The sequence below is a fragment of the Lactococcus sp. KTH0-1S genome (assembly GCF_052544945.1).
Window position 1 is genome coordinate 1,054,533 of sequence record NZ_CP195165.1, and the last position, 14,641, is coordinate 1,069,173.

At 33.7% G+C, this 14,641-nt stretch carries 18 protein-coding genes and 1 other annotated feature; of the genes, 15 read left to right on the top strand and 3 right to left on the bottom strand.

Annotated elements, in window-relative coordinates; all coding sequences use genetic code 11:
• Positions 1 to 37 precede the first annotated feature (37 nt).
• A complete protein-coding gene (locus ACRYLU_RS05230) occupies positions 38 to 1,399 on the bottom strand; it encodes an HD domain-containing protein (RefSeq protein WP_098393896.1) in 1,362 nt (453 codons plus the stop codon).
• Between the two features lie 174 nt (positions 1,400 to 1,573).
• Here ACRYLU_RS05230 and ACRYLU_RS05235 point away from each other — a divergent pair, with 174 nt between their 5' ends.
• The 11 genes from ACRYLU_RS05235 (at position 1,574) to ACRYLU_RS05285 (ending at position 9,338) form a co-directional block, all read left to right on the top strand.
• A complete protein-coding gene (locus ACRYLU_RS05235; protein ID WP_278227855.1) occupies positions 1,574 to 1,975 on the top strand; it encodes a DUF1934 domain-containing protein in 402 nt (133 codons plus the stop codon).
• Complete coding sequence (locus ACRYLU_RS05240; protein WP_098393894.1) at positions 1,968 to 3,143, top strand: DUF998 domain-containing protein; 1,176 nt, start codon at positions 1,968 to 1,970, stop codon at positions 3,141 to 3,143. The genes ACRYLU_RS05235 and ACRYLU_RS05240 overlap by 8 nt, the downstream gene beginning before the upstream one ends.
• A gap of 56 nt (positions 3,144 to 3,199) precedes the next feature.
• Positions 3,200 to 3,273, top strand: a sequence feature (ribosomal protein L21 leader region).
• A 39-nt stretch (positions 3,274 to 3,312) separates the two neighbouring features.
• Positions 3,313 to 3,627 (top strand): 50S ribosomal protein L21, encoded by a 315-nt coding sequence (gene rplU / locus ACRYLU_RS05245; RefSeq protein ID WP_003130644.1) that lies wholly within the window; start codon positions 3,313 to 3,315, stop codon positions 3,625 to 3,627.
• Positions 3,628 to 3,629: 2 nt separating this feature from the next.
• Positions 3,630 to 3,965, top strand: a complete 336-nt coding sequence (locus ACRYLU_RS05250) for a ribosomal-processing cysteine protease Prp (RefSeq protein ID WP_038601242.1) — start codon at positions 3,630 to 3,632, stop codon at positions 3,963 to 3,965.
• Between the two features lies 1 nt (position 3,966).
• Complete coding sequence (gene rpmA / locus ACRYLU_RS05255; RefSeq protein ID WP_003130646.1) at positions 3,967 to 4,251, top strand: 50S ribosomal protein L27; 285 nt, start codon at positions 3,967 to 3,969, stop codon at positions 4,249 to 4,251.
• 276 nt (positions 4,252 to 4,527) lie between these two features.
• Positions 4,528 to 6,060, top strand: a complete 1,533-nt coding sequence (locus ACRYLU_RS05260; RefSeq protein WP_098393893.1) for an Nramp family divalent metal transporter — start codon at positions 4,528 to 4,530, stop codon at positions 6,058 to 6,060.
• A 101-nt stretch (positions 6,061 to 6,161) separates the two neighbouring features.
• Entirely contained in the window at positions 6,162 to 7,130 is a 969-nt protein-coding gene (locus ACRYLU_RS05265) for a PhoH family protein (protein ID WP_003130649.1), read from the top strand.
• Between the two features lie 57 nt (positions 7,131 to 7,187).
• Positions 7,188 to 7,667 (top strand): NUDIX hydrolase, encoded by a 480-nt coding sequence (locus tag ACRYLU_RS05270; RefSeq protein WP_118263389.1) that lies wholly within the window; start codon positions 7,188 to 7,190, stop codon positions 7,665 to 7,667.
• A 151-nt stretch (positions 7,668 to 7,818) separates the two neighbouring features.
• Positions 7,819 to 8,307, top strand: coding sequence for an rRNA maturation RNase YbeY (gene ybeY, locus ACRYLU_RS05275; protein ID WP_003130652.1), 489 nt, complete (start codon positions 7,819 to 7,821; stop codon positions 8,305 to 8,307).
• Positions 8,291 to 8,746 carry a diacylglycerol kinase family protein gene (locus ACRYLU_RS05280; RefSeq protein ID WP_003130653.1) on the top strand — a complete coding sequence of 152 codons (456 nt, stop codon included), beginning with the start codon at positions 8,291 to 8,293 and terminating at the stop codon, positions 8,744 to 8,746. The genes ybeY and ACRYLU_RS05280 overlap by 17 nt, the downstream gene beginning before the upstream one ends.
• A 13-nt stretch (positions 8,747 to 8,759) precedes the next feature.
• Complete coding sequence (locus ACRYLU_RS05285) at positions 8,760 to 9,338, top strand: nucleotidyltransferase family protein (protein WP_270219906.1); 579 nt, start codon at positions 8,760 to 8,762, stop codon at positions 9,336 to 9,338.
• Positions 9,339 to 9,372: 34 nt separating this feature from the next.
• On the opposite strand, the gene ACRYLU_RS05290 is transcribed toward ACRYLU_RS05285, so the two are convergent.
• Both ACRYLU_RS05290 and ACRYLU_RS05295 read right to left on the bottom strand, forming a co-directional pair.
• Positions 9,373 to 10,023 carry a ComF family protein gene (locus ACRYLU_RS05290; RefSeq protein ID WP_058205632.1) on the bottom strand — a complete coding sequence of 217 codons (651 nt, stop codon included), beginning with the start codon at positions 10,021 to 10,023 and terminating at the stop codon, positions 9,373 to 9,375.
• On the bottom strand, positions 10,020 to 11,342 hold the full coding sequence (locus ACRYLU_RS05295) for a DEAD/DEAH box helicase (protein WP_038601228.1): 1,323 nt from the start codon (positions 11,340 to 11,342) through the stop codon (positions 10,020 to 10,022). The genes ACRYLU_RS05290 and ACRYLU_RS05295 overlap by 4 nt, the downstream gene beginning before the upstream one ends.
• Before the next feature lie 56 nt (positions 11,343 to 11,398).
• Between ACRYLU_RS05295 and ACRYLU_RS05300 the strand changes: the two genes are divergently transcribed.
• From ACRYLU_RS05300 to ACRYLU_RS05315, 4 genes are all read left to right on the top strand, one after another.
• On the top strand, positions 11,399 to 12,028 hold the full coding sequence (locus tag ACRYLU_RS05300) for a YigZ family protein (RefSeq protein ID WP_104142149.1): 630 nt from the start codon (positions 11,399 to 11,401) through the stop codon (positions 12,026 to 12,028).
• Between the two features lie 133 nt (positions 12,029 to 12,161).
• Complete coding sequence (locus ACRYLU_RS05305) at positions 12,162 to 12,659, top strand: VanZ family protein (protein ID WP_260310825.1); 498 nt, start codon at positions 12,162 to 12,164, stop codon at positions 12,657 to 12,659.
• Between the two features lie 47 nt (positions 12,660 to 12,706).
• Positions 12,707 to 13,726: a DUF475 domain-containing protein gene (locus tag ACRYLU_RS05310; RefSeq protein WP_038601219.1), complete on the top strand. Its 1,020-nt coding sequence runs from the start codon at positions 12,707 to 12,709 to the stop codon at positions 13,724 to 13,726.
• Between the two features lie 114 nt (positions 13,727 to 13,840).
• Entirely contained in the window at positions 13,841 to 14,587 is a 747-nt protein-coding gene (locus ACRYLU_RS05315) for a bifunctional metallophosphatase/5'-nucleotidase (RefSeq protein ID WP_038601216.1), read from the top strand.
• The last annotated feature ends 54 nt before the right edge of the window (positions 14,588 to 14,641 follow it).

Consider the following 14,641-nt stretch of genomic DNA (forward strand, 5'->3'; position numbering starts at 1 on the left):
TCTTTCTATTTCTTTCAATTTATTAAATATTTAGCAATTATAGGTTGTCATCAAGTGATAATTGTTTGCTGACAGAGTCGTCAGTATTTTCAGAGGCAGTAAAATTTCTGTCAGTAAAATTTTGATTAATCACCAAGCTGTCATTAACAATATACTTTGTAAATTCAGGATTTTCTAGCATAATTTTTGGAAAATAGAATCGGCTATTTCCATGAATTGTACCTGTCAAACTTTTAATAAGTGGAGAAAGTACTGACAGCTCTGTAAGCGAACCATTTTTTTGTAGAATATTAATTTCAGTCCGCGGTTTTTCAGAACTTGGTCGATAGAAATCATAAGGTAAATCATAATTACTATGAATACCAGTGTAATAATCAGGATTAAAGCCTGCTTCTTCAACTAAAGAAGATAAAATTTCTAAATCTTCCAATTCTACAGTCTTGGGGTCAAAAGTAATCGATTTGAGTAAATGACGATTGACATAAGCAGAAGCTAAATCAGCGAGAATTTCATCATCATGACTCATCCAAACTTGAAAATAAGTATTCATAACGCCATCATCAAGTCTTAAATAATCTTGTAAATTATGATTTTGCTCGAAAAAGGGAACGAGACAAGGACTTGATATCGCAAAATAATCCGGCTGACTGGCATATAAAAACTTAGCCCGTGCGAGTAACTTTTGCAGTAAAACTTCCATTGAGCGTGAAGAAGCATGAAAATAAACCTGCATATACATTTGGTATCGACTGACAATATAGTCTTCAACTGCATGCATTCCTGAGTACTTAAAAGCAATTCCATTTTCCGTAGGAACAATCACTCTTAAAATCCAAGTTAAATCAAATTGTCCATAGACAGCACCAGTAAAATAAGCATCTCTAAGGAGATAATCCATGCGGTCAGCATCAATTTGACTTGAAATCAATTGAACAACTTGAGGATTAGAATATTCATGAGAAATAACAGAAGCTACCTTTTCAGGAAAATCAGGAGAGACCTTGCGCAAAATTCCATTAATTTCTGTATCAGGAGAAGTAATTATTTCTCGAGTGACCGCCTCGTGGTCTGTATTAAATAAACCTTCAAAAGTATGTGAATAAGCACCGTGTCCAACATCGTGTAATAAAGCTGCACACTGAGTTAAAAGATTCTCATCAGGATTCCATTCCAAAGGGAAATTCCGACTAAAATAATCAGTAATCCTTTTGGCAATGTGGTAAACACCCAAGCAATGAGAAAAACGGGTATGTTCAGCTCCATGGAAGGTAAAACTTGATGTTCCAAGTTGTTTAATTCGTCTTAAACGTTGGAATTCAGCAGTGTCAACCAATTCTGATATTACAGGATGGTTCACCGTGATATAGTCATGAACTGGGTCACGAAAGACTTTTTCCAAAATAAAAACCCCCTCTAAAATTTAAGGTCTATTCTCTATTAAAAATAAATCAGATTTTCCCTTATTTTATCCTAATTATACCCTATTTTCTCCTAAAATGCAGACCCTCATCACTTAATCTTTTTAGCACAGACTATGTTTTAAATATTCAAGGAATTATAGTAAAATATGATTATGGAAATTATAATTAGGAATAGAATTAAAATTGACCAGCAAGAAGAGTTGGTCAAAGAAATATATCAGGGAGAGTTGAAAAAAGGAGAACATCAGACCTTACTCAAGTATCAAAATGCTGCAAATGAAAAAGTTTTACTTAAATTTGATGAAAAAGAAGTGATAATGACCCGCTTTGCAAAGCGACCTATCAAAATGCATTTTCATCCAGAAATTCCAGGTTTAACTGAATACGAAGGTTTAGGAGAACTATCAATTCTGACAAATGCTTTAAGTATTGATCATGAGAGCAGGACAATCAAAATTAATTACCAACTTTCGCAAGGTGCCCAAAAAATAGCCGATTATCGTTTGAGAATTGACTGGAAAGAGCAAAATGTGGAAGGAGAAACAAATGGATAAAATTTATCTACCTAAAGAAATATATGAACGATTAGACCTTAAAGAAAACGAAGAAATTGAAATCGTCGATTTAGCGGCTGATAGTTTTACCATTCGAAAAATCAATGCTAGAAAGTCAGATAAGGCGCCTAAGTGGTTTATTATTCCAACGATTATTTCTGCATTTATCTTTATTATTTTTGCCTTTGTCCTAAAGCATCCTCATGTCATTGCGCTTTCTGGAAATGAATCTTTGGCAACGGCGGTTATTACAATTGCCAATGCAATAGGGATGCTGACTTTTATTTCTGCTTATTTCTCTCGCAGAAAAGAATTTTATAAACAGATGACCAAAAGAAGTTACTGGCGGACATTTGCCACAGTCACTTTATCTGTTTTACTTATTGTCATTTTAGCATCTATGGGTTTATTTTGGTTTTTAGGTCAAATTTTTTATGGTGTAAGTTTTGGACTCTTTACTTCCACCCTAATCTTTACTATTTTTTCTGGAATCATTAATTATGTCATGATTTTTGTTGTAGATACTTTTTCAATTAATATGATGGTAACAATGCTTTTAGTGGTTTCTGTTGGTGGTTTCGTTTCAAGTATGGCAACTAATGGGAATCAGTACTGGTGGCAAAGGAATTTTAGTTTGCTTGGAACTCAGGCTTCACGTTCAAGCTGGCAATTTAATCTGACGTTAATTGTTTCGGCAGCCTTATTTGCAGCATTAATTGATTATATCTTTGTTTCATTAAGACAAAAAGCGGGCAGTCATTATCGACAAAATATTTTGCAAGTTTTATTGACACTTTGTGCTATTTCAATTGCTTTAGTTGGATTAATTCCCAATGATCCAGGTTGGATGCATATTGCTCATGACATTGTTGCTCAGTTAATAGTCTTATTTATGGCTATTTCGATACTAGGAATTCGTTGGTTTTTACCAAATGCTGATCCAAATTTATATCGTATGTCTTATTTTATTGTAGGTCTTATCTTAATCTCTTATGTTTTATGGCATCCTATTCATTATTTGACATTAACGGCTTTTGAAATTCTTTCTTTTAGCTTGTCTTTTGCATGGTTACTCTTACTGGTAAATACTTTGATTAATATGCTTTGGAATACGAAAAAGATTTATAAAGTCTCGCTTAACTCTATAGAAGAAAAAAATGAAAAATAAGACTTGAAAAGTAGAAAAAGAAGTAGTATAATAATATAGTTGTCTTTGTGAAGTCTCATAAAGTGCAACCGCACGAAGTTTCGTATTAAGTGGCATACGCCCACGAACTAAGGCGAGTCTAACAGTCGCTTGACTTAAAAGCGATGAAATCTAACAAGGAGGAATCACAATGTCAAACTATGCAATCATCAAAACTGGTGGTAAACAAGTTAAAGTTGAAGAAGGTTCAGTAATCTACGTTGAAAAACTCAATGTTGAAGCTGGTCAAACCGTTACTTTCGACGAAGTTATCTTTGTCGGAGGCGAAACAACTAAAGTTGGTGCACCACTCGTTGAAGGCGCAACTGTTGTTGGTGAAGTCGAAAAACATGGTAAGCAAAAGAAAGTTGTTACTTTCCAATACAAACCTAAAAAACACTCACACCGTAAACAAGGTCACCGTCAACCATACACTAAAGTTGTTATCAAATCAGTTAACGCTTAATTATGATTGAAGCTTGTATCAGGACAAAAAGAGACAAAATTGTTTCTTATGAAATCTCAGGACATGCTGAATCTGGCGAGTATGGACACGATGTGGTTTGTGCGGCGGTCAGCGTACTATCAATTACAACAGCAAATAATATCTACGAGATGGCTCACATTAAACCTGTGACTCAGATGGAAGATGGTTACTTGTTTGTTGAAATTCCTTTGAGCATACCTGAAAAACAAGGCGTATTGGCTCAAACTTTGCTCGAAGCTTTTGCAAATTCGATGAAAGCAGTTGAAAAAAGCTATGGTCAGTACATTACACTTAAATTTGAAAATGGAGGGCAATAACATGCTTGAACTTAATCTGCAACTCTTCGCCCACAAAAAAGGTGGGGGTTCTACTTCCAATGGACGTGACTCACAAGCTAAACGTCTCGGTGCTAAAGCATCTGACGGTGAACTTGTAAGCGGCGGTTCAATCCTTTTCCGTCAACGTGGTACACATATCCATCCAGGTACTAACGTTGGCCGTGGTGGCGACGATACTCTCTTCGCTAAAATCGAAGGAACTGTTAAATTCGAAATGAAACGTGGTAAAAAACACGTATCAGTTTATCCAGTAGTGGCTAAATAAGAATTTTGAAACCTGTCTTTGACAGGTTTTTTTATTATATATTAATGAATAAAGCCCTCTTGAGGGCTTTTTTTGTATCTTTTTAAATATATTTATAAAGACGTGCTAAAATATTTGAAAAAAAGATAAGGTAGTGCTATAATATTTTTATTATCAGTTATAGATTAAAAAGTTTGATAATTTCTTTAATCAATAATTGATTTATTTTAATTATTATAAAAATATACTTAACATAATGGTTGTTGAATTTTATTCAACTTAGAGCTAGGAGAAATAATGAATGATAAAGAATATCAACGTCATCGATTGATTTATCATACGAATGGAAAATCCTTAGAGGAAATAAATGGGACAGTAGAAGTACCTAAAAATGTTGGTTTTTTCAAAATGTTGCTAACTTATTCAGGACCGGGTGCCTTGGTTGCAGTTGGTTATATGGACCCAGGAAATTGGTCAACCTCAATAACTGGCGGACAAAACTTTCAATACTTACTGATTTCAGTCATTCTAATGTCGAGTTTAATTGCAATGCTCCTTCAGTATATGTCGGCAAAATTAGGTATTGTCAGTCAAATGGATTTAGCTCAAGCTATAAGAGCAAGAACAAGTAAATCTTTAGGAATTGTTTTATGGATATTAACTGAACTTGCCATAATGGCAACGGATATTGCGGAAGTAATTGGGGCTGCTATCGCTCTTTATCTTTTATTTAATATCCCATTAATTTTAGCGGTTTTTATTACAGTTCTTGATGTCTTTTTGCTTTTGTTATTGACGAGAGTAGGTTTTAGAAAAATTGAAGCCCTTGTTATCTGTTTAATTTTAGTCATTTTGGTCATTTTTGCTTATCAAGTTGCTTTATCAAATCCAGATTGGAAGGGAATTATTGAGGGATTTATCCCCAATAGCCGGACGTTTGCCTCTTCACCAACAGTGGCAGGGATGTCTCCTTTAACAGGGGCCTTAGGAATTATTGGTGCTACAGTTATGCCTCATAATTTGTATCTCCATTCATCTATTTCACAAAGTCGAAAAATCAATCATCAAGATAAAGCAGATGTTGCTAGAGCGGTAAGATTTTCAACATGGGATTCTAATATTCAATTGACAGTGGCTTTTGTTGTGAATTCCCTCTTGTTAATCATGGGAGTTGCTGTATTCAAAACGGGCGTGATTGATGATCCTTCATTCTTTGGTTTATATGATGCCCTCTCTAATCCAACTGTTTTAAGCAATGGACTGCTTGCCGATGTAGCAAAAACAGGAGCTTTATCGACTTTGTTTGCCGTAGCTCTTCTTGCTTCAGGACAGAATTCTACTATTACAGGGACTTTAACGGGTCAAGTTATTATGGAAGGCTTCATTCATATGAGAATGCCAATGTGGGCCAGAAGATTAGTAACACGTTTGCTTTCAGTTGTTCCAGTATTGATTTGTGTCTCTATGACAAGAGGACAAACTTTGAAAGCACAACATGAAGCAATTAATAATTTGATGAATAATTCTCAAGTTTTTCTAGCCTTTGCTCTACCTTTTTCAATCATTCCTTTGTTGATGTTGACTAATAGTAAAAAGGAGATGGGTGATTTTAAAAATAATTTCATTATTAAATGTTTGGGCTGGTTTTCAGTTATTGCTTTGACCTATCTTAATTTGATTGGTTTGCCAGATCAAATTGACAACTTTATGCCTCATCATCTTGGACTATCTCATCTTATTTCTGGTTTTCTTATTTTTGGAGTTCTCCTTTTATTAATTTGGACAATCGTAGAACTTTATCGAGGAAATAAAAAAATGATGGCTTACTAAAATTGATTTAACTCTATTTTAAAATAGAGTTTTTCTTTATATTCAGTAAGGTGTGATTTAAATTAAAATATGAAATGTGCTATAATGTAAGAAAATGATTAATGGAGATTGTGTATTTGACTAAAAATTCAATTGAATTTAAACTAGAAAATCCAGAAGATGCAAGTCTACTTTTTGGGGTACAAGATAAATATTTGAAGTTAGTTGAATCTCAACTAGGGGTTGAGATTAATTATCGTGGCGAAACGGTTCAAATCGTTTCTGAGGATGAATTGACAAGAGAGCGAGCTCGTAAAGCCCTCCAAGCTCTACAGGTATTAGTAGGTCGAGGAGTTCCAGTTCATGCGTCAGATGTCATTATTGCAATAAAGATGGTTTTAAATGATGATATTGAAAATTTCACTGCACTTTATGAAGTTGAATTGACGAAAGATGCAGCCGGCAAGTCAATTCGACTAAAAAATCTGATTCAAAAAACTTATGTTGATTCTGTCAAACATCATGATATTGTTTTTGGGATTGGACCAGCTGGAACAGGGAAAACATTTTTAGCTGTTGTGATGGCTGTTCAAGCATTACGTAATGGTCAGGTGAAACGAATTATTTTGACAAGACCAGCTGTAGAAGCTGGTGAAAGTCTTGGGTTCTTACCAGGCGATTTGCAAGAAAAGGTTGATCCTTATTTACGACCAGTTTATGATGCCCTTTTCCAAATTTTAGGAAAGACGGCAACTGAGCGAATGATGGAACGAGGAATTATTGAAATAGCTCCGCTTGCTTACATGCGTGGACGTACGCTTGATGATGCCTTCGTCATTTTGGATGAAGCACAGAATACAACAACGATGCAGATGAAAATGTTTTTGACTCGACTCGGTTTTAATTCTAAAATGATTGTTAATGGAGATATTTCACAAATTGATTTACCTAATAAGGTAAAATCAGGTTTGATTGATGCCAAAGATAAATTAAGCCATGTGAAATCAATTGATTTTGTTTATTTCATGGCAAAAGATGTCGTTCGACATCCAGTTGTTGCTGAAATTATCAAAGCCTATGGTGATGAATAGTTTGGGACTTTTGTTAATGTCAGATTGATCAAATTTCTAGATAAGAAGGAAATAATAATGGCCGAAGGTTATGTCATGGATTTGCGCAAAAAAATTGGGCATGTCCCAATGGTAATTGCATGTGCAAGCTTGATTATTTATGATGAAAATCGTGGAATTTTACTTCAAAAACGGGCAGATAATGGGAAATGGTGTTATCATGGTGGGTCAGTTGAACCGAATGAAAAGGTTGAAGAAGCAGCGAAACGTGAACTCTTTGAAGAAGTTGGCTTAAAAGCTGGAAAAATAAATTTGTACACTGTCGCTTCTGGGACAGAACAACACTTTTTCTATCCTAATGGGGATGAAGTTCATATTGTTGATACTGTTTTTACTTGTAACGATTTTTCTGGAGAAATTCTTTTAGAAGAATCAGAGGTTCTTGACTGTCAATGGTTTGCCTTTGATAATCTGCCAGAAGATATATTAATTGCCACAAGAGGTCCCATTTTGTCCTTTTGTAAGGAAATGTTGCAAAAAAAGGCTGCCAGAAAGTAATTGTTGATTGTAAGTGACAGATTGAATGAGAAATTCTCTGACAGTTCTGTCTGTCATTAAAATTTACTGACAGAATAATAGAAATAGCTAAAATATTGAGCTACCTAGGGCTATTTTATGAATTATTGTCAGTCATTAAATAAGGAAAAAAATGTACGTAGAATTAGTTGATGAAACAGGCCAAGTGCCAAGTGAGATTATTGAACAAACCAAAGAAGTTTTAGCTTTTGCTGCTAAAAAACTGAACTTGAAAGAATCAACAGAAATGTCAGTAACTTTTGTTGATAATGCTCGTTCACATGAGTTGAATTTGCAATATCGCGAAACTGACCGTCCAACCGATGTTATCTCATTAGAATACAAACCTGATGAATCAGAATTTTTCTTTGATGAAGATATGGAATTACCAGAGGAACTGTTGGAAGAAATGGATCCATTTATTGGTGAATTGTTTATTTCAATAGACAAGGCTGCTGAACAGGCTGCTGATTATGGTCACTCGATTGAACGTGAATATGGTTGGTTAGCTGTTCATGGTTTTTTGCATATCAATGGTTATGACCACTACACACCAGAAGAAGAGTCAGAAATGTTTGGTTTGCAAGAGGAGATTTTAACTGCCTATGGACTCACAAGATAAAGATGTAAAACTCTTTAAGAAAAAGGATTTTAATAATGGGAAAAGACCTGTTCAAGAGGATAGAGCCCGTTGGAAAAATCCTAATTTACTTTCTAGTTTAGATTTTGCACTGTCTGGAATTTGGACAGCTTTTAAAGAAGAACGTAATATGCGTAAACATGCTTTGGCCGCTTTTTTAGCCATTGTTTTTGGTCTCGTTTTTCAAATTTCAGAATTTGAATGGCTCTTTTTACTGTTGTCGATTTTTCTAGTTTTTATGGCAGAACTTTTTAATTCTGCTATCGAAAATGTGGTGGATTTAGCATCAGATTACCAATTTTATATGCGTGCTAAACGAGCCAAAGATATGGCAGCTGGGGCAGTTTTAGTTATTTCGGGATTTGCATTGATTGTTGGTCTGATTGTATTTTTACCTAAAATTTGGCATCTTTTCTTTTAGAGGATAAGCGGAAATGGATAGAAAAAATAATTTTCTAAAAATATTGAAAAAGAACTCCGAATTGATGTCCATTTTGGATGAAGTTTCTGTCTTAAATTTGCCTAATTATTATCTAGCCGCAGGAAGTGTCTTTCAAACGGTTTGGAATTATTCTGACGGAAATAATTTAATGACAGGAATTCACGATATTGATATTGTGTACTTTGATAAAGAGATTTCTGCTGACAGCTCTGCTAAAAATGATAAAAAGTTAGAAAAAGTTTTATCTGAAAAATTTCCCTATCAATTTGATATTCATAATGAAGCATACATGCACCTTTGGCATAATGGAAATAAAGCACCGTATAAAAACATAGAAAATGCGATTGAGCGTTGGATTGCTACGGTTCATGCTGTAGGCATAAGTGGTAATTCAGGCAATATTGAAATTTTTGCTCCGTATGGCTTAGAAGATATTTTCACTAAAACAATTCGGCCAATTTATCATGTTGATAATAATCGAATACTTTATGAAAATAAGGTTGCTAGGTGGCAAGAAAGATTTAGTAATTTAAAAATTATTGAATGGTCAGATGAAATTAAGAATTTATAAAAAGCTGAAAGGCTTTTTTTATTTGATTTAATGATTAACGGCAGAGAGAAAAGCTCCTTATTTCATGAACACCAGCTTCTTTTAGAATTTGTGATGCGTGATATAAGGTGGTACCTGTTGTATAAATATCGTCAATTAATATAACTTTTGTAGGGACTTTTAGCCCTTTTTTTAATCGAAAAGGATTTGGACTTTCCAATCGTTCTTTTCGATTAAGGCTAGATTGTTTGACGGAATTCTCTTTTTCAAGAAGTTCAATAAAATTCTCTTGTGAAAGAAAAGCAGTCACTTGATTGAAACCACGTTCCTCTAATCTTTTGGGTGAAATAGGAATCGGAACCAAAGAGAATTTTGGGGAAATATTTTTAAAATAAGGCTCGAAAATTTGGTATAATCGATAATCTCCCACAAATTTATACAGACTAAAATAATCTTTCATTGCTTGATTGTAGTGAAAAATTGCCTGATGTCTGATTTTGTATCCTCTTTTTTCCCAATTTTGACAATCAGTACAGATCTCATGGACGTTTGGCTTGCAGCAGCGAGGACAGTGAGCTTCAGGGATTTTTTCAAAATTTTTTTGACATTGAGAACATAAAAGATTTTGAGGACTTTTAAGTAGGAAAAGTTCACTAAATAGAAAGTTTTGAGCAATATTTCTTGAACAAAGCAAACACTTTATCATGAAAAACCTCCCAGTTGGTTCATTTTTTTGATTTCTCTAACTGCCTGACACATTGCTTTGGATTTTCCGTAATGAAAAAAACTAACTAAGCCTGTTGGACGCTCAGGACTACGACCTACACGTCCAGCCATTTGTATCAGTGCAGATTTAGTGAAGTTTGGGTGCTCACTGTTGATGACAAAAACATCAACATTTGGAAAAGTGACTCCCCGTTCAAGAATTGATGTCGCTATTAAAATAGTAATTTCTTTATTTCTAAAAGCTTTAACAATTTCCAATCTATCTTTTGTTGTTGAAGCAACGAAAGCAATTTTTTCTTTAGGAAATTTTAGTTGTAGTTGTTTTGCAAATTCTTGTCCAGATTCAATTTCAGCAGCAAAAATTAGAAGTGGAAAGCCACTATTTCTTTGTTCAATTAATTTCTTATCAAATTTATTTTTCCAAAAAAATTTAGGCACCACTAAAGGAAAATTGTGAAAACGACGCGGCAGAAACAAAGGATAGAGTTTTTGCTTTTTTATATCTTTTTCAAGTTTGTCAGTAGAAGTTGCGGTCAAATATATTAAATTCCCTTCTATTTTTCTTGCTTTTTCTGCCGCAAAATAAAGCATTTCATTATCTCTAAAGGGAAAGGCATCAACCTCATCAATAATCAGCAAATCAAAAGCTTCCTTGAAGCGTAAAAGCTGATGACTGGTCATTATTATTAATGGAGCTCGGAAATAGCTGTCGCCATCATGATATAAGAGTGGAATCTTACAGGAAAAATCACGTGATAATCGCTGATGAAGTTCAAGACAAACATCAATTCTTGGACTAGCTAGACCAACAACTCCACCTTTTTCTAAAATTTGCTCAATGACTTGATAAATCATTTCAGTTTTTCCAGCCCCAGTCACAGCTTGGACAATTATTTGCTGATGAGAATTAATTTCCTGACAAAGGGCATTTGAAATTGATTTTTGATTCTCTGTCAGTTTTCCAGACCAGTTTATATATGATTTCTTTGGGAAAATCTTTTGTGGAAGAAAGTACAAGAATTCATCGGAGCGGACTCGACCTAATTGAATACAACTTGGACAGTAAAATGCACCAATTGGAAGTTTGACAGCATTTTTTATATGAAAAGTCCCACAGCGGTTGCATTTTATTTTATTGGAAGTAATTGAAGTCATCCCCAAAATTGATTTTACCGTTGTTTCTATCAAAAAATTACTAAAAATTTTACTGACAGAAATCTTGTCAGTACTTTTTATAAGTTGTAAAATATCATTTTTTAATAATAAACGGCCAAATAACTTTTCTTGATTAGTGCTCATACTATTCTATACGAAAATGCTGTTAAAATGTAACAAAATTTGTTAAAATCAGTAGCATGACTATCACTATAAAAACTGATTTTATCAATGAAGAGGAAATCAAAAAATCACGATTTATTTGCCATTTGAAAAGAATTTCATCTGAAGAAGAAGCGCGTGATTTTATTGCGAAAATCAAAAAAGAACACTGGAAAGCCAATCATAACTGCTCGGCCTATACATTAGGTGACCGTCAAGAAATTCAACGAACAAGTGATGATGGAGAGCCGTCAGGGACTGCTGGTGTTCCGATGCTTGAAATTTTTAAGAAAAAAGAAATAATCAATGTTTGTGCCGTTGTTACTCGGTATTTTGGTGGAATAAAATTAGGTGCTGGTGGTTTAATTCGTGCTTATGCGGGCAGTGTAAATCATGCCATCGAAGCTGTTGGTTTAGTTGAATTTATCAACCAACGTGAGCTTATTTTAAATCTTGATTACAGCCTCTATGACAGCTTACAGCGTTTTTTAATTGACCAAAAAATCAAAATTTCGGATAGTGAATTTTTGTCGGATATCAAAGTAAAATGTTTTATTGATGAAGAAAAGGTTGACGAAGTCATGAATTTACTGACAGAAACTTTTAATGGAAAAATAAGCATGAAAAAAGGGGACAGTCAACAAGTAGAAGTTGAAGTTCTGTCATAAAATATTGATTTTAAAAAGGGAAAATTCCCTTTTTATTTATATCATAACTGATAAAGGTTTCTGTTTAAGTTAAATCAGTTAAAATACTAAAAGAACAACAATCGAAAACCTATTTTCTTAAGAAAGGAGAAAAATGACAAAAAAATTAGCACAGCTTTTATTTTTCATTTATATATTGGGACTGATTTGGCTGGTATTATTTAAACTTTCTTTTCATCCCCTTGCTTTTCTTGAAATGACGAATACAAGAAGTCTTAATTTGACACCTTTAGCCATGTCCGGCGGTCGTCGTGAAGTTTTATTTAACATTCTAGCTTTTATTCCTTTTGGTATTTTATTGACTATGAATGCACCAAAAATCTCCTTTTTAAATAAATTGGCAATTTCCATTTTATTAAGTTTTTCATTTGAAAGTCTACAATATCTTCTTGCCATTGGTGCAACGGATATTACTGACCTCATCACTAATTCACTTGGAGCCTTGCTTGGAATAAGTTTCTATTATTTACTCATAAAAGTCTTTTCAAAAGCAAAAGTGGACCTTGTTTTGACAATTTCTTTTACGATTTTGCTCATTTTTACGATAATCTTTATCAGGCAAAGCATAGTTCTAGGCACAGTGAGAGGCTAAAAAGTATGTTAGAATAGATAAGAAGATTATTTTAGAAGAGGAGACCTATGAAAATATTCAGAGGCTCATTTATTGTTAGTTTAATTGCCCTAATTATCGCATTTATTTATGCTGGGTGGAATGGACTTTTTATCACGCTTATTCTTGCTGTTCTAGAAATTTCCTTATCTATGGATAACGCTATTGTGAATGCACGTATTCTCGAACGAATGAGTTCTGCATGGCAAAAGGCTTTCTTAACCTTAGGAGTTTTGATTGCAGTCGTTGGAATGCGTTTGATTTTTCCACTCTTGATTGTTGGAGTGTCAGCTCAAATTGACCCTATCAGTGCTTTAAAATTGGCCTTAGAAAAAGGAAATCCCAATACAGTAGGAACCTATGGTTATATTTTGCACCACGCTCATCCACAAATCGCAGCTTTCGGTGGAATGTTTCTATTGATGCTAGCCTTAGGATTTTTCTTTGATGAACGGGCACATACGTGGCTTAAAATACCAGAGAAAATCCTTCAAAAAATTGGAAATTTTCCGGCAGCAAATGCAATTATTTCGATTATTTTGCTTTTAATCACATCGGAATTTATTGCTAAAGATGCTCACGCTGTTTTATTTGCTGGAATTTTAGGAATCCTAACTTTCATGCTTGTTGACGGTTTTGGAGAAACTATGAGTCATAGCAAGGCTGCAAATACAACAAGTAGTGTGGTTGCGACTGGTAAGGCTGGACTTGCTTTATTCTTATATTTGGAAGTAATAGATGCTTCGTTTAGTTTTGATGGGGTAATAGGTGCCTTTGCAATTACAGCAGACCCGATTATCATTCTTTTAGGATTAGGTGTGATTGGAGCGATGTTTGTAAGAAGTCTTACACTTTATCTTGTTCAAAAAGGAACATTGAATGACCTTGTATATCTTGAACACGGAGCACATTGGGCCATTCTCACGCTTGCATTTTTAATTTTAGCAAGTATCAAATGGGAGATTGGTGAGGTTGTTACAGGACTTCTAGGAGCTGTATTCATTATTCTTTCCTTTATTTCGAGTGTGATTTATAATCGAAATCATTAAAAAGATGACGCGAGTCATCTTTTTATTTTTTAAAAAAAGTTTAAAACACAATATATTGTGTTTTTTGTGATAAAATATAGATATTAAATACTATATATAGGTTTGGTTGTGATAATGAAACTTAGCATTTTACATGTAAATAATACTCATCTCACCCTTGATAAGGATTTTTCTTTAATTAATAAAATCAAAGAAAAGAATAAAAAAAGAGTCATAGAAACTTTAGTTTTGGGAGATGGAAATAGCATTTTTAATAACATTGGGCACAAAAATGATGAACAAAACCTCCTGAATACCTTTCCTTTTGATGCGACGACATTGGGAAGTCATCAATTTGATGAGGGTTCAAAAGGAATAGTGGAAAATTTAAATAAAATAAATTTTCCAATTTTAGCCGCTAATGTTAATTTTGAAAATGATAAACTTTTAAATCCTTTAGTAAAAGAAGGAAAATTTGTTCCTTATCTTCTTAAAAATACAGCATCAGGTAGGAAAATAGGAATATTTGGTTTGACAACAATGGATATTGTTTATCGCTCACATCCGAGTGCGGAGACTATTTTTTCTAACCCTTTTGATAAGGCAGATTTTATAGTTAAAAGATTAAAAAAACTTGAAGTTGATGTTATTATTTTATTAAGTCAACTTGGAGAAGAAATGAACCAAATGTTAGCTCAAGAATTTTTAGAAATTGATATTATTATCGATAAACACGTAGGGACATCAGGAAAAAAAGTTGAAAAATGCGGAAATACACTCATTATTCAATCTGAAACTGATAACTATTCTCTTATAGAATCTGAAATCAATATTGATAACGAAGGCAATTTACTTTTTATTCAAGAAAATAATTATATTTGAATATAATGGATAAACCAGAAAATTGATACCAAATAAGATAGAAGTAAGGTCATC